Origin of the sequence: Nakamurella multipartita DSM 44233, from assembly GCF_000024365.1 — a bacterium.
GTDB lineage: Bacteria > Actinomycetota > Actinomycetes > Mycobacteriales > Nakamurellaceae > Nakamurella > Nakamurella multipartita.
This window is the reverse complement of record NC_013235.1, coordinates 38,359-59,118: the sequence shown is the minus strand read 5'-3', so window position 1 is coordinate 59,118 and position 20,760 is coordinate 38,359. Positions and strand designations below refer to the sequence as shown.

Sequence of the window (20,760 nt, the reverse complement as noted above, 5' to 3'; positions counted from 1 at the left end):
CCCCAAGGCGGAGTGAAGGTGTCCCGAGCGGAGTCGAGTCCAGGTGAAGGTGGGCCTCCGACCTTGTTCGGTCTGCGGCCAGGGGTCGCGGTCACAGCGCGCTGGCGATATCGGTCTGAGCGAAGTCGTTGCCCTTGAACAGCAACGGCGCCCCCGCCGCTCGGGCGAGCGCATAGCTGAAACAGTCGCCGAGGTTCAGACCGGCGGGATGGCGGCCCTTCCCGAACCGCCGCCACGCCGCGAAGGCCGCGCCGGCCTGGGCGGCGTCCACCGGCTCGGTGATGACGCCCAGCCGGTCGAACATCGCCTCCGCGTCGGACACCGCCTCGGATCCCTGCCTCGCCTCGAGGACGATCTCGAGTTCGACGCGGGTGACGGCGCTGATGCTGAGTTCACCGCCATGGCGCGTCAGGGCCGCGGCAAAGGCTTCGGCGTCCGGTTCACCGAAGATCACGGCGGCGACGGCCGAGGTGTCGAGAACGACAGGACTCACCGAGGAAGGCCGTGCTCGTCGTACCCGATGATGTCGTCGGGCGAGCGCTCATCGAGCACCGCACGTTCCCGTCCTCGTCGGATGAACTCATCCAGACCCAGATCGGGGTCGTTCGCGCGCTTCCGAGCGCGGAGACGCGACAGTCGCTCCTCGATCGCCCGGCGGGTGGCCACGGTGAGCGATTCACCAGCTTCGGCGGCCAATTCGCGCGCGAGGCGATCGGTTTCCGGATCCTTGATGTTCAACACCACTTTTCCACCATACCGGGAGGAAAACTGGACCCGGGGGAGGAAAGGTGTCAGGGCACCAGGACGACCCGCGGACCCGGCCGGTCCCACGCCTGGGCGACGTCGGCCAGCGCCACCGGCTGATGCTCGACCGCCAGGCGGCCGGCGGCGACCTGGGTGGCGACGTGCAGCAATGCTTCCCGGCGCTGTGCGGTGGACAACTCGTTGTTGGTGTATCCGCGGATCTGCAGTTGACGGCTGCGCAACGTCGAGGAGTCGATCGGTGCGGTCTCGCCGGCGCTGCTGCCGAGGTTGACCAGCCGGCCACCGACCCGCAGCGTGCGCAGGGCGGCGGCGGCCGGGATCCCGAACAGGGGATCGAGCACCAGGTCGACCGGCCCGTCGGCGGCTGCGGTCAACCGGGCGGCGAGCGTATCGACGTCGTCGTCCGCCTCGATCGCCACCGCGGCGTCGGCACCCAGCCGCAGCGCCTGCTCGCGGGCGGCGCCGGATCGGGCGACGGCGACGATCCGCGCCGCACCGGCCTGCCGGGCGAGCTGGATGGCCGCCTGACCGACCACCCCGCCGGCGCCGAGCACGGTCACCCGATCCCCGGGCGCAAGCTCCCCGGGTCCGGTCATCGCCATCCAGGCGGCCACCGCCGACAATCCCAGCGCACCGACCAGCACCGGGTCGACTCCGGCGGGCAGTGCGACCACGTCGTGCAGCGGCGCGCAGGCCCAGGCCCGCATGCTGCCGTCCCCCGGTTGCATCCCGGCCGCGGTGGCGAACCACACCGGTGTGCCGGCCGGCACGGGCCCGGCCTCCACGACGCCGACGCCCTGCACGCCGGGCACGTACGGGGTGGCCGGGGCGCCGAAGTAGGAGCGGCCCGTCGCGCAGAGCCGGTCCAACGGCGTGATCGGCGCCGCGGAGACCCGGATGAGCACCTCCTCGCCCGTCGCCGCCGGCCGGGCGTGCTCGCCGTAGCGGGGCGCGGCCCCGGGCTCGTGCAGCAACGCGGCCGGCCCCGTCTCCGGTGGTGCCATCACCACGACACCCCCACCGGGCCGCCGGCCAACTGCGTCCGGGCCGCACGGAGCGCCCCGCGGGGATCCGCGGGCCGGTGGGAGCGGCGCCGGGCGACGACGGTGTCCGGCCGCGCCAGGAGGACCCCCGACGGTCCCCCCTCGCGCCGCCGGGTCCGGTGCGCGCTGCGCCCGTACCGTTGCGGTGCAGTGCCCCACCCGTCGAGATCGACAGGCATCACCGGCGATCCTCCAGTTCCGCGCGGAATGCCTCCTCGCGGGCCACGGTCGTCGTCTCCGACTTGAAATCCGTGTACTGGTAGGGGTTCTCCAGCCGTTCGACCGCCGCCTGGTCCGGGTACATGCCGGCCGTCCAGGCCGGCTCCCCGAGTTCGCTGCGCAGGTATTCCACGGTGGCTTCGATCTCCCGCCGGACGGCGGCCAGGTCGACGTCGACCAGCCGGCCGTCGCGCTTGACCAGCGCCCCGTTGACCACGACGGTGTGCACGTCGTCCCGCTGCGCCTGGAACGCCACGTGCCCGTAGGGGTTCAGCACCGGGAAGGACACGGTCGAGTGGTCGTTCTTGAGCAGCACGACGTCGGCCTTCTGGCCGACCTCCAGGCTGCCGAGGTCGTCCCGGCCCAGGGCCCGGGCGCCGCCGCGGGTGGCCCAGTCGACGACGTGCTCGGCCCGGAGCCCGGCGTGCGTGATCGTCTCGCCCTTCAGGTGCGCCTCGAAGTGCTCCCGCGAGCGGTCGGCGCCCAGGGTGGTGCGCATCGCCGAGAACAGGTCGCCGCTCCACCAGACGCTGGTGTCCATCGACAGGGACACCGGGATCCCGTGCCGGCGCACCTGCCAGGTGGGCGGGTAGCCCTGTCCGGCACTCTGTTCGGACTCGGTGGAGACCGAGATCGACCCGCCGGTGGCGGCGATCCGGTGGTAGGAGTCGGTGGACAGCGACGCGGCGTGCACGTACACGGTCTCGGGCTGCATGTACCCGCCGTCGTACATCTGCCGGATGCTGTCGTCGCCGGTCGCCCCCCAGACTCCGGCGTGGGTGGTGACGGCCAGCCCGAGCTCGCGAGCCACCTCGAAGGCCGGCCGCTCCGGGAACGCCGGGTCGCCGGTCACATCGAAGGCCAGCCGCACGCCGTTAAGCGATCCGGCGCCGTCCCGGTAGCGCTCCAGGAAGGCCCGCACCGCCGGGTCGGCCGTCCATTCCCACGGGCCGGCCTGAATGTTGCCGTAGGCCAGCACGTATCGGCCCGGCACCGACTGCAGGGCGTCGGCCGCGGCCTGCGCATGCTCGACCGTCTGCAGCCCGTGCGACCAGTCCACGACGGTGGTGACCCCGGCTTCGAGGGACTCCAGGGCGGCCAGGCGGTTGCCGGCGGCGACGTCCTGCGGGCGGAACTTGCGGCCGTGCTCGAGGTAGTACCAGACGAAGTACTGGGTCAGGGTCCAGTCGGCCCCGTACCCGCGCATCGCGGTCTGCCACATGTGCCGGTGGGTGTCGATCATGCCGGGCATGACGATGCCGCCGCCGGCGTCGATCTCGATCGTCCCGGCCGGCACGTCCAGTCCCACGCCGATCGCGGCGATCGAGTCGCCGACGACGAGCACGTCGGCGCCTTCCAGCACGGTGTGGGTCTTGTCCATGGTCAGCACGGTGCCGCCGCGCAGGACCAGGGAATCGGGGTCGGACTGGGGATTCGTCTGGGGATTCGTCATTGAAGGGCACATTTCTCGTGCGGCTCAGGTGGTGATGTCGGGGTAGGGCAGGGTCAGGTGCTTCATCGCCGCGCCGTAGGCCAGCTGGTACTCCAGCGGGCCGTGGTCGCGTTCGAACATGGCGATGAACAGGGTCAGCGTGAGGAACGGATGCGCGCCCAGCTGGAACAGGGCGACGTGATCGTGCTCGGTCAGGGCGCGCCGCTCCTCGTCCGAGAACGCCAGCCAGGTCGACCGTTCGGCCTCCAGACAGTTGAGGATGACGTTGGCCCGCTCGGCCTCCCACCAGGCGACGGTGCCGGCCGGGTCCTCGCGGTACCGCTCCACCAGCTCGGGGTCACGGTCGACGGTGAACAGGAACTTGTCCAGCAGGTACTTGCTCATCTCAGGCCGGCACTCCGTTCGGATACCAGGTGAAGTAGGCCTCCATCGTGTGGAACAGGTCCAGCGAGTCGACGTAATCGGCTGCTCGACCCTCACCGGCCGCGCCCATCATCAGCATGAAATCCATGAAGCCGTGAGTGGCGTTGCCCGGCTCATGCAGGCTGTCCAGGGTGACTTCGGCCAGGCAGCCGGCGATGTCGCCGGTCGCGATCCACTCGACCGCCTTGCGGTCGAACTCCGGGTCCGGCCCGTGCTCCCCGAACTGGCGCGGTCCACCCAGTTCCAGCGACAGGTGCCCGGTGCCGATGATGGCCACCCGCTGGTCGCTGTCCCAGGACTCGACCATTTCCCGCAGCGCCTGGCCCAGCGCGACGAACCGCTTCGGTTGCGGCAGTGGCGGGGCGAAGATGTTGGTGTAGACCGGCACGATCGGCAGGTCGGCCTGCGGCCGGAGCGTGATGATCGGGCAGGTGACGCTGTGATCGATGCGCAGCTCGTTGCTGAACGCCAGGTCGAACCCGCGGTCCAGACCGTCGCGCAGGATGTGCGCGGCCAGTTCCTCCTGCCCGCGCAGGCGCATCCGCGGCAGCCCGAATTCGCGTTCCTCGTTGTACCAGTTGGCGTCGAACCAGGGCGCCTTGCCGACCAGGAACTGCGGCATGTTGTCCAGCCACAGCTGGTGGAAATGATCGCTGCCGACCATCACCAGCACGTCGGGTCGGGCCGCGGTCAACGTCTCCCGGAACCGCTCGACCTTGGCCACCCATTCGTCCGCGAACGGCGGCCGGTCGGCCCCGGTCGACGTGCTGGCGCGCAGGTAGAACGGGTGGTGGGTGGACGCGATGACGGCGGCGATCTCAGCCATTCGCACCTCCGGATTCGTGGGTCAGGACGGGCGGTTCGTACGGATCCGGGGGCACGGAGGCATTGTTCAGGTCCACCGACAGGAAGATCTGGTTGGCCACCGGGTGCCGCAGCTCCTCGGCCAGCTGGCCGATCAATCCGGCCGTCCGGGCCAGCAACGCGAAGGCGCGCAGCAGCTCCAGCGGCAGGCCCAGGTCGGCCAGCGCGGCCCCGCACACGCCGGCCCCGTTGAGTGGCAACGTCTTTCCCAGCACCTGTGGGTGCACCCGGCCGATCGCCGCGAACAGGGCCAGGTGCGGGCCGACCAGCTCCTCCTCAGCGGCGATGGCGAACAGGCGCGGGGTGCGAGGGTCGCCCTGCTTGTGCACGTGGTGACCGAGTCCGGGGACGAACTGCTTCCGCTCCCGCTGCCGGGTGACGGTGGTCAGGGCCAACTGGTCCCACCCGGCGTCGTCGTCCGGCAGCGGGCCCTCGACCCCGATGAGCACCTCGTGCAGGAACCGGCCGCAGTCCTCGGTGACGCCCAGGAAGCGGGAACCGCCGCCGAGCAGCCCGGCGGCCAGGGCGCCCTGCACCGAGTCGGGCGCGGACAGGTAGGTCAGCCGGGCCGCGATGGCGGTCGGCGTGAAACCGTGGTCGGCCAGCGCGGCGAGAACCGCTTCGAACACCCGGGTCTGCCCCGGGGTGGGCCGGCGCTGGGTGGCCAGCCAGAAGGCCAGCTCGCCGAATCCAACCGAGCCCATCACGTCATCGGCCAGATCCTGGCCGAGCAGGGTGATCCGGTGCAGGCTGCTGGCACCCAGGGCCGTCGGATAGACCGGGGGTTCGGCCGGGCCGGGCCGCGGCTCAGCCATCGGAGCCTCGTCGCGGTTCCCGCAGCCAGCGCCGCAGTTCCTCGCCCTGCTCGTCCAACGCCGGTGGGGCGTAGCGGTAGTCCGGCGGGGTGGCGGAGAGCCGGATCGGGTTGCGGACGGAGGGCACCTGCGCCTCGCCGACCTGAACCACCGGTTGCAGGCCCAGGGATTCGGCCAGTTCGACGCCACCCTGCACGGTGTTGATCGGCCCCGACGGCAGGCCCGCGGCCGTGAAGAGGCCGAACCATTCCTGCGCGGTGCGGGCCGACAACGCCTCGAGCAGCAACGGCCGCAGCTGTTCGCGGTTGTCGTTGCGCCGGCCGACCGTGTCGAAGCGCGGATCGTCGGCCAGCTCCGGCCGGCCGATCGTCTCGGCCAGCCGGCGGAACTGACCGTCGTTGCCGGCGACCACGATTAGCTCGCCGTCACCGGTGGCCAGCGGCTCGTACGGGAACAGGCTCAGGTGCGCGTTGCCCATCCGGGCCGGGACCACCCCGCCGGCCACGTACGCCGAGCTCTGGTTCACCAGCGCCGACAGCGCGCTGGACAGCAGATTCGTCTCGATGTGCTGGCCCTGCCCGGTCAGGTCGCGGTGGTGCAGCGCGGCGAGAACGCCGATCACCGAATGCAGACCGGTCATCACGTCGAAGACCGAGATGCCCGACCGGAAGGGCGGCCCGTCGGGCGCACCGGTCAGGCTCATCAGCCCGGACATGCCCTGCACCAGCAGGTCGTAGCCCGGCAGGTTGGCGCCCTTGTCCGCCCCGAACCCGCTGATCGAGCAGTAGATGATGCGCTCGTTGCGGCCGCGAACCGACTCGTAGTCCAGGCCGAACCGAGCCAGGCCGCCAGGCTTGAAGTTCTGGATGAACACGTCGGCCCGGGCGGACAGCTCGTGCGCCAGAGCCCGGTCGCCGGTGTCCTTGAGGTCCAGCACGACCGACCGCTTGTTCCGGTTGACGGCCAGGTAGTAGGTGCCGACGTCGTCGCGGGTGGGTGGCACCCAGCTGCGGGTGTCGTCGCCGCCCGGACCCTCGACCTTGATCACGTCCGCACCCAGGTCGGCCAGCAGCATCGTGGCGTACGGGCCGGCCAGCACCCGGGAGAAGTCGGCCACCACGATCCCGGCCAGGGGGCCCGGCCGATCCGTCGGCGACGGCACATCCACGATGGCACCACTCCATCTGCCGCTGTGCGGACAACTGTCCGCTGCTGACGGTGCCCGACTGTTGGGGTGCTGTCAAGACCTCCCGGTGGCCCGGGCGGCTGTGAATTCGGGGTGACAACCCCGGTCGCCGGGATCGCCCACCGACCAGTGGCTCAGGAGGCGGGCCGGGTGACGTGCGGGACGGCCGCGCGCCGGGCGAAGTCGGCGCTGATCTCGCCGGCGGTGGCCAGCAGCAGCGGCAGGTGCTGGCCGATCAACTGCTCGACGCTGGTCTCGGCGGCGTGCGCGTTGACGTTGACGGCGGCGATCACCCGGCCCGATCCGTCGCGCAACGGCGCGGCGACCGAGCGGATGCCCAGGGCCAGCTTCTCGTCGGTCAGTGCCCAGCCGCGGGCCCGCACCTCCCGCAGCACAGCGTCCCGCTCGTCCCGGTCCGGTCGCCAACGCGGCGTCACGCTCGACCGGGACGGTTCGGCCAGGATGCGGTCCACCTCGTCGGGGGAAAGGTCGGCCAGCAGCACCTTTCCCAGCGAGGTGGGCAGCGCCGGGAACCGGGTGCCGATCTCCACCGACAAAGTGACGATCTTGGGCACCGACACCCGGGCCACGTAGACGATGTCCGAGCCGTCCAGTTGGGCGATCGAGGAGGACTCGTGGGTGCGTTCGACCAGCCGTTCCAGGTGCGGCCGGGCGATGTCCCACAGCCCCATCGAGCGCACGTAGGCGATCCCCAGCTCCAGCACCCGGGGGGTCAGCGCGAAGCCACCGGCCGCGGCGCGGACATAGCCCAGTTCGGACAGGGTGAGCAGGATCCGCCGGGCCGTCGGCCGGGCCAGACCCGTCGCCGTCGCCACCTCGGACAGCGACATCACCGGCCGGCCCGGGGCGAACGCGGCGATCACCTCGAGCCCGCGGGCAAGGGCCTCGATGAAGTCGGGTCCGGTGCCTTCCCTCGGCATGGCCCTCCCCTCATGACACGCTCGTGACCCGGGCACTCTACGTCGCTGACCGCCTGGCGGACAGTCGTACGACTATGCCCGCACCGGAATGCCCTGCTCGTTGGTGAACAGGCTGGTCGGGTCATAGGTGCTCTTCACGGCGATCAGCCGGTCGAGGTTCTCGCCGAAGTACTGCTGCAGCGGGTTCGGGATGAGCCGGTTGGGGAAGTTCTGGTAGCTCTCCTGCGGGGTCACGTCGGCGACAATGTCGATCTGCGCCGCGGTCCAGTCGAGCAGGTCCTGACCGACCGAGGCCGGGTCGCTGGTCTCCCAGACCGGGGTCGGCCGCAACAGCAGCGGCGACCCGCGGTGCACGTAAGCGGTGTCGGTCCGACCGAACTTGCCGACGACGTCCCCGCCGACCCAACCGAGGAACCACAAGGCTCCGTTGGACGAGTCGGTGCGCACCGGACACTCGGCGAGCAGGTCGACCATCCTGGCCACCCGGTCCTGGGGCAGCGCCTCCCGGGTATAGCGGGACCAGTCACCCCAGGAGTGCGGGGCCGGGTTGGCCGACGGCCAGACCTGCTGCTGCACCTGCCAGAACGGTCGCTCCTGCAGCGCCGACGTGGCCGGGGACAACGCCACGAACGGGGCCAGCAGGTCCTGGGCCTCGTCGACGGTGCCCACGTACTGACCGCGGACGAACGCGTCGATGGCCTCCCGGGGCCCACCGGCACCGACCGGGGTGGCCTGCGCACTGGAACTCATGTTCAGCCCGGCCGGCGCGGTCTGGGCCAGGGCGTCGACGGCGGCGAGCATGGCCGTGGCGGCGTCGGCGCCGCGATAGTCGTAGCGGAAGTAGACCACCGTCTCCGGCGCCCGGACCAGCTCGAACTGGAACGAGGTGTTGAGCCCGAAGTTGCCGCCGGTGCCGCCACGGCAGGCCCAGAACAGGTCGCTGTGCTGGCTGCTGTCGGCGTCCACGACCTCGCCGGAGGCCAGCACCACCCGGGTCGCGGTGAGGTGATCGCAGGTCAGGCCGGCCCAGTGGGTGTTGTAGCCAATGCCGCCACCCAGCACCAGACCCCCGGTGCCCACCCCGAGGCAGGTGCCACCGGGCAGCAGGAACGGGGTGTTGATCGTCTTGTCCAGGACGTCGCCGTTGAGGGCCGCCGCGCCGACCGAGGCGGTGCCGGCGGACAGATCGACCGTGACGGAGTTCATCGCCCCGATGTCCAGCAACAGGCCGGAGGTGGTGGACAGGCCGGCGTAGCTGTGGCCGCCGCCGTAGGGGGCGACCGTCAACCCGTGCTCCCGGGCCCAGTTCACCGCGGTGACGACGTCGGCCTCATCCCGGCAGCGGGCGATGACGGCCGGGCGCTGGTCGAGATAGCGGGTGTTGGTGGACAGCGCGGTGAACGGGTAGTCCACGCTGAGGGGCGACAGCACGGTTCCGGTCAGCCGGCTCCGCAGGTCCTGGACCGCAGCCTCGGTCACCGGGTCCGGCGGAACCATGGTCGGCGCGGCCGTGGTCGTCGGTGTCGTCCACTCCGGGTCGGCCGACGGGACGGCGCTGCCACCGGTCGCGTCGGCCGGACCGGCCGAGGTGCTGGACCCGGACGGGGTCTCGGTCGAGGTGCAGGCGGCGAGCAGACCGGTCAGCGCACCGGTGGCGCCCAGCTGCAGGATCTGCCGGCGGTTGATGGCGCCACTGGCCCGCTCGGTCACCGGACCACCTCGATCGTTTCCATCATTCCCAGGTCCTCGTGACTGACGATGTGACAGTGGTCGACGAATTTCCCGGTGAAGTCCAGGAAGTTCGTCTGGAAGGTGAACGAGTCGCCGTTGGTCCCAGTGAGGATGAAAGTGTCTCGCCACAGCGGCTTGTCGAGCACCTGGCCGTTGATCTTGGTGATCTTGAACGGGTTGACATGGATGTGGAAGACGTGCGCGTGCTGCGGGTATTTCCCGTCCAGCCCGTTGATCACCGTCCACTCCTCGGCGGTGTCCAGCTTGACCTGGTAGGGCGGGTTGGTCGCGGTGAACTGTTGGCCGTCCACGCCGAAGTCCTCGAACTCGGTGCCGTCGCGTTCCACCGAGTAGGTGACCTCGCGGGTCCGCGCGATCGGCAGGATCTCCTGGTCCCAGGCCGGCAGCTCGGTCGGCAGGGCCATGGTGACGGGATCGCCGGCGACCTCGACGGTGGCGATCGGCCGCGTCACCAGCTCCGGCGGCAGGCCGTCGGTGGAACCGGGAACTCCTTGGGTGCCCGGCTTCTGGCTGGAGCTGGGTGTGCACTGCAGCGCGACGGTGCCGGGTGCGACCGCCCGCACCAGCACGTCGACCCGGTTGCCGGCCGACAGGAACAGGTTCGAGACCTGTTCCGGAGCAGCCAGATTCAGCCCGTCCCAGGCGATCACGTGGAACTCCAGGCCGTCGGCGACCAGGTTGATGAACTTGCCCTCGGCGGCGTTGAGGATGCGCCACCGCACCACCTCGCCCGGCCGCATGGTCAGCGTGGGGGACAGCCCGCCGTTGATCGGGTACAGGATCTGGTTGCGGGGGAAGAACGCCTCGCTCGAGGTGGGGTCGGGGATCGGCGCGGCGACGGCGTAGTTCTGGTCCACCTCGATGGCCTGGATGACCATCAACTGTTCGGCGGCGGCGGCGATCTCGGGAACCTCGTCGATCGACCCGCGGATGACGATGGCTCCGGCCATCCCCCCGCGGATCTGCTGGGTGACGCCGCCGTGGCGGTGCGGGTGGTACCAGAACAGGCCGCCGGGATGGTCGGCCGGCACCTCGATCTCGTACTGGTAGCGCTCGCCGGGCTCGACGGTCAGGAACACGTCGTCGCCGTTGCCCTCCGGGGAGACGTGCATCCCGTGGTAGTGCAGGTTGGTCGTCGTCCACTGGTGCGGCCGGTCCATCGGCATGGTGTCCCCGCCCATGTCGTGGCCGCTGTGGTCGGCGCTGCTCGCCGACGGATCGGTGCTGCTCCCGGACGGGGGCGCGCTCGCCGCGCCGCTGCCGGCCGGATCGGTCGGCAGGTCGTTGACCAGCTCCACCCGGAGCACGTCACCGGGGTTGATCTCCCAGGTCGGACCGGGGATGAGACCGTCGTAGGCCCAGGTGGTGATCGGCTGCGGCGCACCGATGTCGACCGCGGCCGGACACGGCGTCAGCATTGTGGTCAGCACCCCGTTCTCGCTGCGCCGGATGGCCGTCGAGCGAACCGATCCGGCCGCCGACAGGCCCGACGACGGTGCCGGTCCGGTGCTCGCCGACGCTGTCGACCCGCTGCCCGGTGACGGTGGCGACGACGGCGAGCAGGCCATCATCAGGGGCACCCCGCTCAGGGCCACCCCCCACTTGAGAACACGACGGCGTGACCACATGTCGGACACAGCAGCCTCTCCCCACACCCTTGTGCTCGGTCGGAATCACCAGGTCGGGACCACAGTCCGGTGAGTGGGAGGAGCTTAATCACGGCGCCGCCCAGGTCGCTCGGCCAGCCCTGCGGTGTCCGGTCCTGTCCGGGATACCGGACACAACCCACGGGCGCGACCTGTCGGCACCCCGGCGTCGGCTGCTTGCATGAACGGGACAAGCAAATCGGCGAGATCGATGACATCAGCGAGATCAGCAAGAGAAAGGAATGCGTCGATGGAAGGTGCCCGTCCGGTCCGCGCCCCCCGGGGGACCAGCCTGACCGCCAAGTCCTGGACCACCGAGGCTCCGCTGCGGATGCTGATGAACAACCTCGATCCGGAGAACGCCGAGCGACCCGATGATCTGGTCGTTTACGGCGGCACCGGCAAGGCCGCGCGGGACTGGAACTCGTTCGACGCGATGGTCCGCACGCTGACCACGCTGGAGGCCGACGAGACCATGCTGGTCCAGTCCGGCCGGCCGGTCGGGGTCATGCGCACCCACGAGTGGGCGCCGCGGGTCATCCTGGCCAACTCCAACCTGGTGCCGGACTGGGCCAACTGGCCCGAGTTTCGCCGGCTGGAGAAGCTGGGCCTGACCATGTACGGCCAGATGACGGCCGGTTCGTGGATCTACATCGGCTCCCAGGGCATCGTGCAGGGCACCTACGAGACGTTCGCCGCCATCGCCGAGAAGCGGTTCAACGGCACGCTGGCCGGCACCCTCACGCTGACCGGCGGAGCCGGCGGCATGGGTGGCGCCCAGCCGCTGGCCGTCACCCTCAACGGCGGCGCCTGCCTGATCGTCGACGTCGACGAGTCCCGACTGCAGCGCCGGGTCGAGCACCGCTACCTGGACGAGATCGCGGTCGACATCGACGACGCCATCGCCAAGTCGCTGCAGGCCAAGGCGCAGCGCAAGGCCTGGTCGGTGGGTCTGGTCGGCAACTGCGCGGAGGTCTTTCCCGAGCTGCTGCGGCGCGGGGTGGACATCGACATCGTCACCGACCAGACCAGCGCGCACGACCCGCTGTCGTACCTGCCGGCCGGCGTCTCGATCGAGGACTGGCCCGACTATGCCGAGCGCAAGCCCGAGGAGTTCACCGACCGGGCCCGGGAGTCGATGGCCCGCCACGTCGAGGCGATGGTCGGCTTCCAGGACGCCGGCGCAGAGGTCTTCGACTACGGCAACAGCATCCGGGACGAGGCCCGGCAGGGGGGCTACGAGCGGGCCTTCGACTTCCCCGGCTTCGTACCGGCCTACATCCGGCCGCTGTTCTGCCAGGGCAAGGGGCCGTTCCGGTGGGCTGCGCTGTCCGGCGACCCGAAGGACATCTACGCCACCGACCAGGCGGTGATGGATCTGTTCCCGGACAACGACCGCCTGCAGAAGTGGATGCGGGGGGCCCGCGAGAAGATCAGCTTCCAGGGTCTGCCGGCGCGGATCTGCTGGCTGGGCTACGGCGAGCGGGACCGGGCCGGCCTGCGGTTCAACGAGATGGTCGCGTCCGGCGAGCTGTCCGCGCCGATCGTCATCGGCCGGGACCACCTGGACTGCGGGTCGGTCGCCTCGCCCTACCGGGAGACCGAGTCGATGGCCGACGGGTCGGACGCGATCGCCGACTGGCCGCTGCTCAACGCGCTGATCAACACGGCCAGCGGCGCGTCCTGGGTGTCCATCCATCACGGCGGCGGCGTCGGCATCGGCCGGTCCATCCACGCCGGCCAGGTCTCGCTGGCCGACGGCACGGCGCTGGCCGCCGAGAAGCTGGCCCGGGTGCTGACCAACGACCCGGGCATGGGCGTGATCCGGCACGTGGACGCCGGGTACGAGCTGGCCGAGCAGGTCGCCGCCGACCAGGGCGTGCGCATCCCGATGAAGGAGGGCTGACCGTGGGCGGGTTAGGCCGGCTCGCCGGCCTCGGGGCGACCGAGGCGGCCGGGTGAGCCCGGCCGCCTACTTCGCCGGCCACGCGCTGCTGCCGGACGGCCCGGCCGCCGGCGTGACGTTCGAGGTGGCCGCGGGTCGGTTCACCGCGATCCGGACCGGCAGCCGCCCACCGGCCGGCGCCACCCGGCTGTCCGGCGTGGTCCTGCCCGGCCTGGCCAACGCGCACAGCCACGCCTTCCACCGGGCGCTCCGCGGTCGCACCCACCGCGGCGGCGGCACGTTCTGGACGTGGCGGGAGGGTATGTACCGGGTCGCCGCGGCCCTGGATCCCGATTCCTACCTGGCCCTGGCCCAGGCCACCTACGCCGAGATGGCCCTGGCCGGGATCACCACCGTGGGCGAGTTCCACTACCTGCACCACGCCCCCGGCGGCCGCCGGTACGCCGACCCGAACGCGATGGGCGCGGCGTTGATCCAGGCCGCCGCGGAGGCCGGAATCCGGCTGACCCTGCTCGACACCTGTTACCTGGCCGGCGGTCTGGGGCCCCCGGGGCACCTGGAGCTAGGGCCGGAGCAGCTGCGGTTCACCGACGGCGACGCCGACGGGTGGGCCGCCCGGGTGGCCCGGCTGGCCGACGCCGAGTCGGTCCGGATCGGCGCGGCGGTGCACTCGGTGCGGGCCGTGCCGCGGGCGGCGCTGCCGGTGGTGGCCGCGGCCGCACACGGACGGCCGCTGCACGTGCACCTGTCCGAGCAGCCGGCCGAGAACCAGGCCGCCCTGGCGTTCTACGGCCGCACACCGACCGAGTTGCTCGACGAGGCCGGGGTTCTCGGCCCACTGACCTCGGCGGTGCACGCCACCCACCTGACGGCGTCCGACATCGCCGCGCTCGGCCGGACCGGGACCACCTGTTGCCTGTGCCCGACCACCGAACGGGACCTGGCCGACGGGATCGGCCCGGCCCGCGCCCTGCTCGATGCCGGCGCACCGCTCAGTCTCGGGTCGGACCAGCACGCGGTGATCGACCTGATCGAGGAGGCCCGCGCGCTGGAGATGCACGAGCGGCTGGCCACCCTTCATCGCGGCCGGTTCAGTCCGGAGCAGTTGCTGACCGCGGCCACTCGCCACGACAGCCTGGGCTGGACCGACGCCGGAAGCCTGGCCGTCGGCGGGCGGGCCGACCTGGTCGCCGTCCGGACCGACACCGCCCGCACTGCCGGCGCCGACCCCGCGCAGATCCTGCTGGCCGCGACCGCCGCCGACGTGGACACCGTGGTGGTGGACGGACAACCGGTGGTGACCGGCGGCCGGCATCGGCTCGGCGATGTCGGCGCGCTGCTGGGCGCCGCCATCGAGCCCCTCTGGCGGTGACCTCCTGGCCGGTGCGAGCCGGTCCGATCCTGAGATGCTTCTGATTCGGACGAGGCACAGTGGACCCGGCGGGGCCGATCGGCGGCCGGCGGAGGGTGGCGCGCACGATGACGGCGACCGGCGACAAGCCGCGGCTGCTGCTGGTGGAGGACGACAGTCAACTCGGCCCGCTGCTGCAGGAGGTGCTGGACGAGGCCTACACGGTCGATCTGGCCCGGGACGGACAGGCCGGGCTGCACGCCGGGTTGACCCGGGACTACGCGCTGATGGTGATCGACCGGGGCCTGCCGGCCATCGAAGGCGTCGATCTGGTGCGCCGGCTGCGGCAGCGCGGGGTGGCCGCGCCCGTGCTGATCCTGACCGCCCGGGCCGCGGTCGCCGACCGGGTCGAGGGCCTGGACGCCGGCGCGCAGGACTACCTGGTCAAGCCGTTCGAGGTGGACGAGCTGCTGGCCCGGTTGCGGGCACTGCTGCGGCGCACCGTCGACGAGGCCACCGAACTTGACCTGGGCGGGCGCCGGCTCGACGTCACTGGCCGCCGGGTCGTGGGCGGCGGGCAGGTGGTCGACCTGTCCGGGCGAGAGGCGGCGCTGCTGGAGGTGCTGGCCCGCCGTCCGCAGCAGGTATTCACCCGGCCGCAGCTGCTGGCCGCGGTGTTCGACCCGGCCGACGACCCGGGCAGCGTCGACACTTACGTCTACTACCTGCGGCGCAAGCTCGGACGCGACTGCGTGACCACCGTGCACGGCGTCGGCTACCGGTTGGGCACGATCTCGTGACCGCCCCACCCCCACCCCCACCCCCGTCGTCGTCCTCGACCCCGCCGGTCCGGTCGCGCCCACCTCGTGATCCCGACCAGGCCCTGTTGCGGTCGGCCACCCTGCGTATGGGGTGGCAGATCGCCGCGGCCAGCGCGGTGGTCGTGGTGCTCGCCGGGCTGACCACCCTGGCCCTGAGCCCGCTGCTGGGCCGCGGCCGCCCCGAACACGGCGGCGGCCCCGACCGGGACGACGAGATCCTGCGCAGCACCCTGCTGGTCGCGGGAGTGATCGGAGTGGCGATCGCCGGCGTCGCCGGGTTCCTGATCGCGCGCCGGGCGGTCGCGCCGCTGGGTGAGGCACTGGCCCGGCAACGCCGGTTCGTCGCCGACGCCGGACACGAACTGCGCACCCCGCTGACCGTCATGCACACCCGCGCTCAGCTGATCGCCCGCCGGATGGAGCCGCAGGATCCGGCGCTGCCGGCGATGCGCCAACTGCTCGACGACAGCCGGGTCCTGGGCGAGATCGTCGACGAGTTGCTGGCCAGCGCCGTGCTGACCGCCGATCCCGGTCGCGGGGAACCGATCGAGGTCCGCGCGCTGCTGGACGAGATCGCCCGGTCCATGGCCGTGCTCGCGCAGGCCCGTGAGGTGCAGATCTCGGTGGCCGGGCCGCCGGGGGTCTGGGTGACCGGATCGCGGGTCGCGCTGCGCCGGGCGCTGGCCGCCCTGGTCGACAACGCCCTCGGGCACACCCCGCCGGGCGGCTGGGTGCAGCTCGCGGTCGACGTCCGCGGCGAGCATGTCGTGCTGGCCGTCACCGATTCCGGGGAGGGCCTGGCCGGGTTGGACCCGGCCGAGCTGACCCGGCGATTTGCCCGCGGGCCGCGCGCCGCGGACGGCCCCGGCGGACGGCGCTTCGGCCTCGGGCTGGCCCTGGTCCAGGAGGTCGCCAGCGCGCACGGCGGAACTCTGACGCTGGGGCCCGCCCCGACCGGCGGGGCCCGGGCCGAACTCGTCCTGCCGATTCGATCCTGACTCGTTCGGGCTCGGACCGAGGCGGTCAGTGCCGGTGCGGACCCATGCCGTCGGGCCCGCCGCCCATCATCGGACCGTGCCCGGGAGCTTGCGCGGCCGGCGGACCCCAGGGTCCCGGCGGACCCCCGGGCCCGACGGCGGTGGCCGCGAAGGCGGTGAGGATCAGGGCCGCGCAGACCGCGGCGACCAGGGTCACCATCCGGTGTCGGCGCAGCGACCGGTAGGTGTGGCGGCCGGCGGAGCGGACCCGACGCAGGGACCGTCGGGTCACCGTTGCTGCCATGTCCTGCACCCTCCGTCGGTCGCTCCCACCATGGTGGCACCGATGGGATCAGAGGATTCTCAGACCGCTGGCCGCTGGAGCCCTGTCCGGTCCGGCCGGGCACCGGCCGGTGGTCGAGAATGAGCCGATGTCAGTCGCCTACGACGTGGAACCCTGGACCGAGCTGATGGTCGCCGTCGTCGGCGCGATGGCCGCACTGGCCGGCTTGTTCTTCGTCGCCCTGTCGATCAACGTCGACGAGATCGTCCGGATGCGCCGGTTGCCCGGTCGAGCCGCGTCGACCGTGGTGATGCTGGGCGTCCTGCTGCTGGCCGGCATGGTCGTGCTGGTGCCCGGCCAGCCGTTGTGGCTGCTCGGAGCCGAGATCGCGCTGATGGGCGTCACGGTCACGATCTTCAGCGCGACCGCGCTGCGGCCCCGGAACGACGCCGACCCGCAGCTCAACGCCTTCATGTACCGGGTGCAGCCGCTGCTCGTCATGCTGATCCCGTGCGCGACCCTCATCGTGGCCGGGATCAGCCTGGCCGTCGAGGCCGGCGGTGGCCTGTACTGGCTGGCCGCCACGTTCGTCACCGGCACCTTCGCCTGCATGACCAACGCCTGGGTATTGCTGGTGGAGATCAAGCGCTGACAGCGGTGGACGACGGCGGGCCCGCCCCCACTGGGAACGGGCCCGCCGCCGGCGATCCGGATCGGGGGATGCTCCTATGGTTGTCAAGCTGCTTTGGCGGGTCGTTTTTCTGCGGACGCGGACGTAAGCGCGAGGAAGACTTCTCGGGCGACATATCGCTTGAGGCAGCGGATGATCTCGGGCTTGGTCAGCCCCTGGGCGGTGCGTCGGGCGATGTAGTTCTTGGTTCTCTGGTCGGTGGCCATGCGGGTGATGACGATGCGCCAGAGTGCGCTATTGGCGGCTCGGTCTCCGCCGCGGTTGAGCCGGTGCCGGGTCGTCCTGCCCGACGAAGCAGGCAAGGGCGCCACGCCGCACAGCATCGCGAAGGCGGCCTCGTTGGTGAGGCGGTCGGCATTCTCGCCGGCCGTGACGAGCATCTGCCCGGCCACGTCGGGACCGATGCCTTTGAGTGCGAGCAGCCCGGGGTTGATCTGGGCCACGAGCGGACCGAGCAGCTCGTCGAGATCGGCGATCTCGACGCTGAGCGCCCGGTGGCGCCGAGCAAGAGAGCGCAGCGCGATCTTGGTGGCCGTGCCCGGATCGCCGGCACCGGCACGGTCCGGCCGCTGGTCGGCGCAGACCTTGATCAGTTCTCGGTCGGGCAACGCCCGCAGCTGGGCGCGCAGCGATTCCGGTGCGGTGACGATCAGCGCCTTGATCTGTCGCTGCACGTCAGCGCGTTGCCCGACGGCCGAACGGCGCGCCACCCGCAATGCCCGCAGCGCCTCGACACGACCGTCTCGATGCTTGGGCAGCCCGGTGCGCACCCGGGCCAACGCGGCCCGGGCCGGAGCCTCGGCATCGACGGGATCGGATTTGCCCTGCCACCGGCGGGCCTTGCGGTCGGGCCGGTCGACCTCGACCATGGCCACGCCCTGGGCGGCCAGCAATCGGGCCAGGCCGGCCCCGTAGACACCGGTGCCCTCGACACCGACCAGCAGCAGCGTCCCGAACCCGCGCAGCCACCGTAGCAACGCCCGGTAGCCGGCGGCGTCGGTGGGGAACTGGGCCGACCCCAACACCCGCCCCGCGGTGTCCACCGCTGCCGCGGTGTGGGTGTCCTTATGGGTGTCCACACCGCCGACCACCTCGACCGCCGATGAGTCTGCTTGTCGCTCCGCTTGTACTGCTGTCATCGTTGACCTGCCGTCCTGTCGCTGAACCGGGAAGGGCGGCACGCGCCGGTCGGGCGGGCGGACAAGACAGTGACGGGGCCTCTGGCCAGGCTCCTATAAGGTCACGACGCCCGTCCGGCAGGTGCCGAGATCGCCGCCGAACCCCGGCCGACACATCCCGTTCAGGACACCACGGTCAGTCAGGGCACGAGTCAAGCCGAAGCTCGACGGCGATCCACCCCTACATCCTCACTGTCAGTGCAGGACCACCGGCGCCGCCGGCTCCTCGCCGACGGTCTCCCGGGCCTTGCGGGGCAGCATGAACGCCGGGATCAGGGTGACCACCAGGATGGCCAGCGCCACCCAGAAGGTGGTGCCGAAGGCCTCGGCCATCTGCTCCTGCACCTGGGCCTTGGCCTGGGCCAGCACGTCCGGCGGCACGTTGGCCATCGCCGCCGGATTCTCCTGAGCGGCCTTGGCCGCCTGAATCGCCGGCTTGCTCAGGAACTGGTTGGTCAGGATGACCGACATCACCGCGGTACCGACCGAGGCGGCCGACTGCTGCACGATGTTCATCAGTGTCGAGCCCCGGGCCACCTCGGCGTGCCGCAGGGTGGCCAGGGCCGCCGTCATGATCGGCATCATCGTCATGCCCATGCCCAGGCCGTTGATGAACAGCGCCCCGAGCAGCAGCGGAATCGGCGTGGTCGAGCTGATCTGGGTGAACACGCTCATCCCGATCAGGATCAGGAACAGGCCGGTGATGACGAACTTGCCCGGACCCATCTTGTCGGTCAGGCGACCGGCGATCGGCATGGTCAGCATGGCGCCGATGCCCTGCGGAGCCAGCAGGAGCCCCGCGGTCAGCGTGCTCTCCTCCCGGACCTGGATGAAATAGGTGGGCAGCAGCAGCATCGCGCCGAAGAACGCGATGGCGAACAGCGACATGGTGATGACCGAGACCGACATCTGCTTGCGCTTGAACAGGTGCAGGTCGATCAACGGGTGATCCTGGCGGCGCAGGGCGTGGAAGACAAAGCCGGTCATCAGCAGCAGCCCGACCACCAATGGGATGATCACCTTGGCCGAGGCGAAGGTGCCTTCCTCGGGAATGGTCGAGACGCCGAACAGGAACAGCGCCAGACCGGGCGAGAGCAGCAGCATGCCGACGAAGTCGAACGATTCCGACGGCGACGGTTCGTCCTTGGCCAGCACCCGCCAGGCGGCGATCAGCGCGACGATGCCGATCGGCACGTTGATGAAGAAAATCCAATGCCAGCTGGCGGTCTCGATCAGCCAGCCACCCAGGATCGGGCCGAAGATCGGGCCGAGCAGCATCGGCACGCCCAGCACGGCCATCACCCGGCCGATCCGGTGCGGGCCGGCCGCGTGGGTCATGATCGTCATGCCCAGCGGCATCAACATGCCGCCGCCCAGGCCCTGCAGGACCCGGAAGGCGATGAGCGACTCGATGCTCCAGGCCAGACCGCAGGCGATGGAGCCGAGCAGGAACAACGTCAACGCCAGCATGTACAGGCGCTTGGTGCCGAACCGGTCGGCCGCCCAGCCGGTCAGCGGGATAACGGTGGCCAGGGCCAGCGTGTAGCCGGTCATCGTCCAGGCGACGGTGGCGTAGCTGGCGTCGAAGGTGGTCTGGAACGTCGGCAGCGCAACGCTGACCACGGTCACGTCCAGGATGGACATGATCGCGCCCAGGACCACGACGCCGGCGATCCGCCAGACGGTGCCGTCCAGCTTGTCGTCGTCGGCAGCGACCGGGGTGGGGGCCGGGTTCTTGGTCAACTGGTTCTTGGTCAACTGGGGGGGCGGGGCGCTCCCGTCGACCGCCCCGGGTTCGGGGGCGGCATGCTTGGGACTCATACAGGGATCTCCTGCCGTAACGGGGGGAACGGGGATGGCTGCGGGGTCTGCGGCCGCGGCGTTTCCGGGAGCGAGGCTTCCGGGTGGGGCCGGCTCGGGCAACCGAGTTTTTCCACGACCGGCCGCAGGGCATCGATCAGCCGTCGAGTCTCGTCGACGCCGACGGCGGACAGGATGCGCAGGGCCGAGCGGCGCTGCCCGGCTTTGAAGGTGGCGATCAGGTCGAGCCCCGCGGGGCTCAGCGAGATCCGTTTGATCCGGCGATCGAGATCGTCCTCGTGCCGTTCGACCAGGCCGGCCCGCACCAGCTGATCGACGTTGCGACCGGCGGTGGCCACGGACAGCTCCAGGCTGGTGGCGATCTCGTGGATCGGCACCGGCTCCGGGTTCTGGGTGAGCGTGAGCAGCGTGCGGATCTGCGAGAACGTCAGGTCCGCGGTCCGCAGGGCGTCGATGCCCCCGTTCTGGGCGCCGCAGTGCAGATGCCCGACGAACGCCTCCAGGACGTCCAGCAGCACCTCGGCACAGGTTGCTTTCACGGACGTGAAGGTATCACCCACGCAACTATTGACGTCAATCACGATCGGGCCACTGATCCGCACCCGTAGTCGACTCGGCCACCCCC

The 20,760-nt window shown here is 71.1% G+C and carries 20 protein-coding genes; 5 read left to right on the top strand and 15 right to left on the bottom strand.

Annotated features, from left to right (window positions below):
- Nucleotides 1–91: 91 nt before the first annotated feature.
- The 11 genes from NAMU_RS00275 to NAMU_RS00225 form a co-directional block, all read right to left on the bottom strand.
- Nucleotides 92–493: a type II toxin-antitoxin system VapC family toxin gene (locus NAMU_RS00275; RefSeq protein WP_012813965.1), complete on the bottom strand. Its 402-nt coding sequence runs from the start codon at nt 491–493 to the stop codon at nt 92–94.
- Nucleotides 490–744 carry a type II toxin-antitoxin system VapB family antitoxin gene (locus tag NAMU_RS00270; protein ID WP_012813964.1) on the bottom strand — a complete coding sequence of 85 codons (255 nt, stop codon included), beginning with the start codon at nt 742–744 and terminating at the stop codon, nt 490–492. The genes NAMU_RS00275 and NAMU_RS00270 overlap by 4 nt, the downstream gene beginning before the upstream one ends.
- 47 nt (nt 745–791) lie before the next feature.
- Complete coding sequence (locus tag NAMU_RS00265; RefSeq protein ID WP_012813963.1) at nt 792–1,769, bottom strand: quinone oxidoreductase family protein; 978 nt, start codon at nt 1,767–1,769, stop codon at nt 792–794.
- A gap of 217 nt (nt 1,770–1,986) precedes the next feature.
- Nucleotides 1,987–3,480, bottom strand: coding sequence for an amidohydrolase family protein (locus tag NAMU_RS00260; protein WP_052307719.1), 1,494 nt, complete (start codon nt 3,478–3,480; stop codon nt 1,987–1,989).
- Between the two features lie 24 nt (nt 3,481–3,504).
- The gene (locus tag NAMU_RS00255; protein ID WP_012813960.1) at nt 3,505–3,864 is read right to left on the bottom strand and encodes a hypothetical protein; all 360 of its coding nucleotides are present in this window, start codon (nt 3,862–3,864) and stop codon (nt 3,505–3,507) included.
- A 1-nt stretch (nt 3,865) separates the two neighbouring features.
- Nucleotides 3,866–4,729, bottom strand: coding sequence for a DODA-type extradiol aromatic ring-opening family dioxygenase (locus NAMU_RS00250; RefSeq protein WP_012813959.1), 864 nt, complete (start codon nt 4,727–4,729; stop codon nt 3,866–3,868).
- Nucleotides 4,722–5,582 carry a citryl-CoA lyase gene (locus NAMU_RS00245; RefSeq protein ID WP_012813958.1) on the bottom strand — a complete coding sequence of 287 codons (861 nt, stop codon included), beginning with the start codon at nt 5,580–5,582 and terminating at the stop codon, nt 4,722–4,724. Before NAMU_RS00245 ends, NAMU_RS00250 begins: the two co-directional genes overlap by 8 nt.
- A complete protein-coding gene (locus tag NAMU_RS00240) occupies nt 5,575–6,750 on the bottom strand; it encodes a CaiB/BaiF CoA transferase family protein (RefSeq protein WP_012813957.1) in 1,176 nt (391 codons plus the stop codon). The genes NAMU_RS00245 and NAMU_RS00240 overlap by 8 nt, the downstream gene beginning before the upstream one ends.
- 152 nt (nt 6,751–6,902) lie before the next feature.
- Nucleotides 6,903–7,709 (bottom strand): IclR family transcriptional regulator domain-containing protein, encoded by an 807-nt coding sequence (locus tag NAMU_RS00235; protein WP_012813956.1) that lies wholly within the window; start codon nt 7,707–7,709, stop codon nt 6,903–6,905.
- Between the two features lie 72 nt (nt 7,710–7,781).
- A complete protein-coding gene (locus tag NAMU_RS00230) occupies nt 7,782–9,419 on the bottom strand; it encodes an FAD-binding oxidoreductase (protein ID WP_012813955.1) in 1,638 nt (545 codons plus the stop codon).
- Entirely contained in the window at nt 9,416–10,879 is a 1,464-nt protein-coding gene (locus NAMU_RS00225) for a multicopper oxidase family protein (RefSeq protein ID WP_012813954.1), read from the bottom strand. The genes NAMU_RS00230 and NAMU_RS00225 overlap by 4 nt, the downstream gene beginning before the upstream one ends.
- Nucleotides 10,880–11,357: 478 nt before the next feature.
- Here NAMU_RS00225 and hutU point away from each other — a divergent pair, with 478 nt between their 5' ends.
- The 4 genes from hutU (at nt 11,358) to NAMU_RS00200 (ending at nt 16,183) form a co-directional block, all read left to right on the top strand.
- Nucleotides 11,358–13,013, top strand: coding sequence for a urocanate hydratase (gene hutU / locus NAMU_RS00215; RefSeq protein ID WP_012813953.1), 1,656 nt, complete (start codon nt 11,358–11,360; stop codon nt 13,011–13,013).
- Between the two features lie 52 nt (nt 13,014–13,065).
- Nucleotides 13,066–14,385, top strand: coding sequence for a formimidoylglutamate deiminase (locus tag NAMU_RS00210; RefSeq protein ID WP_012813952.1), 1,320 nt, complete (start codon nt 13,066–13,068; stop codon nt 14,383–14,385).
- Nucleotides 14,386–14,492: 107 nt separating this feature from the next.
- On the top strand, nt 14,493–15,164 hold the full coding sequence (locus NAMU_RS00205; RefSeq protein ID WP_012813951.1) for a response regulator transcription factor: 672 nt from the start codon (nt 14,493–14,495) through the stop codon (nt 15,162–15,164).
- The gene (locus NAMU_RS00200) at nt 15,161–16,183 is read left to right on the top strand and encodes a sensor histidine kinase (protein WP_138179858.1); all 1,023 of its coding nucleotides are present in this window, start codon (nt 15,161–15,163) and stop codon (nt 16,181–16,183) included. Before NAMU_RS00205 ends, NAMU_RS00200 begins: the two co-directional genes overlap by 4 nt.
- A 25-nt stretch (nt 16,184–16,208) precedes the next feature.
- Here NAMU_RS00200 and NAMU_RS00195 read toward each other — a convergent pair whose 3' ends face one another.
- Nucleotides 16,209–16,466 carry a hypothetical protein gene (locus tag NAMU_RS00195; protein ID WP_012813949.1) on the bottom strand — a complete coding sequence of 86 codons (258 nt, stop codon included), beginning with the start codon at nt 16,464–16,466 and terminating at the stop codon, nt 16,209–16,211.
- 127 nt (nt 16,467–16,593) lie between these two features.
- On the opposite strand from NAMU_RS00195, the gene NAMU_RS00190 reads away from it, so the two are divergent.
- Entirely contained in the window at nt 16,594–17,097 is a 504-nt protein-coding gene (locus tag NAMU_RS00190; protein ID WP_012813948.1) for a hypothetical protein, read from the top strand.
- Nucleotides 17,098–17,180: 83 nt separating this feature from the next.
- On the opposite strand, the gene NAMU_RS00185 is transcribed toward NAMU_RS00190, so the two are convergent.
- The 3 genes from NAMU_RS00185 to NAMU_RS00175 form a co-directional block, all read right to left on the bottom strand.
- Nucleotides 17,181–18,275: an IS110 family RNA-guided transposase gene (locus NAMU_RS00185; RefSeq protein WP_052307717.1), complete on the bottom strand. Its 1,095-nt coding sequence runs from the start codon at nt 18,273–18,275 to the stop codon at nt 17,181–17,183.
- A gap of 234 nt (nt 18,276–18,509) precedes the next feature.
- Complete coding sequence (locus NAMU_RS00180) at nt 18,510–20,135, bottom strand: DHA2 family efflux MFS transporter permease subunit (protein WP_012813946.1); 1,626 nt, start codon at nt 20,133–20,135, stop codon at nt 18,510–18,512.
- Complete coding sequence (locus NAMU_RS00175) at nt 20,132–20,674, bottom strand: MarR family winged helix-turn-helix transcriptional regulator (RefSeq protein ID WP_217180678.1); 543 nt, start codon at nt 20,672–20,674, stop codon at nt 20,132–20,134. The genes NAMU_RS00180 and NAMU_RS00175 overlap by 4 nt, the downstream gene beginning before the upstream one ends.
- Nucleotides 20,675–20,760: the final 86 nt, after the last annotated feature.

Bases quoted from the DNA above. Each gene is read 5' to 3' on its own strand.
- NAMU_RS00235 (WP_012813956.1), bottom strand. From the start codon at position 7,709: ATGCCGAGGGAAGGCACCGGACCCGACTTCATCGAGGCCCTTGCCCGC.
- NAMU_RS00195 (WP_012813949.1), bottom strand. From the start codon at position 16,466: ATGGCAGCAACGGTGACCCGACGGTCCCTGCGTCGGGTCCGCTCCGCC.
- NAMU_RS00245 (WP_012813958.1), bottom strand. From the start codon at position 5,582: ATGGCTGAGCCGCGGCCCGGCCCGGCCGAACCCCCGGTCTATCCGACG.
- NAMU_RS00260 (WP_052307719.1), bottom strand. From the start codon at position 3,480: ATGACGAATCCCCAGACGAATCCCCAGTCCGACCCCGATTCCCTGGTC.
- NAMU_RS00250 (WP_012813959.1), bottom strand. From the start codon at position 4,729: ATGGCTGAGATCGCCGCCGTCATCGCGTCCACCCACCACCCGTTCTAC.
- NAMU_RS00185 (WP_052307717.1), bottom strand. From the start codon at position 18,275: ATGACAGCAGTACAAGCGGAGCGACAAGCAGACTCATCGGCGGTCGAG.
- NAMU_RS00265 (WP_012813963.1), bottom strand. From the start codon at position 1,769: ATGGCACCACCGGAGACGGGGCCGGCCGCGTTGCTGCACGAGCCCGGG.
- NAMU_RS00180 (WP_012813946.1), bottom strand. From the start codon at position 20,135: ATGAGTCCCAAGCATGCCGCCCCCGAACCCGGGGCGGTCGACGGGAGC.
- NAMU_RS00190 (WP_012813948.1), top strand. From the start codon at position 16,594: ATGTCAGTCGCCTACGACGTGGAACCCTGGACCGAGCTGATGGTCGCC.
- NAMU_RS00255 (WP_012813960.1), bottom strand. From the start codon at position 3,864: ATGAGCAAGTACCTGCTGGACAAGTTCCTGTTCACCGTCGACCGTGAC.
- NAMU_RS00225 (WP_012813954.1), bottom strand. From the start codon at position 10,879: ATGCTGACGCCGTGTCCGGCCGCGGTCGACATCGGTGCGCCGCAGCCG.
- NAMU_RS00205 (WP_012813951.1), top strand. From the start codon at position 14,493: ATGACGGCGACCGGCGACAAGCCGCGGCTGCTGCTGGTGGAGGACGAC.
- hutU (WP_012813953.1), top strand. From the start codon at position 11,358: ATGGAAGGTGCCCGTCCGGTCCGCGCCCCCCGGGGGACCAGCCTGACC.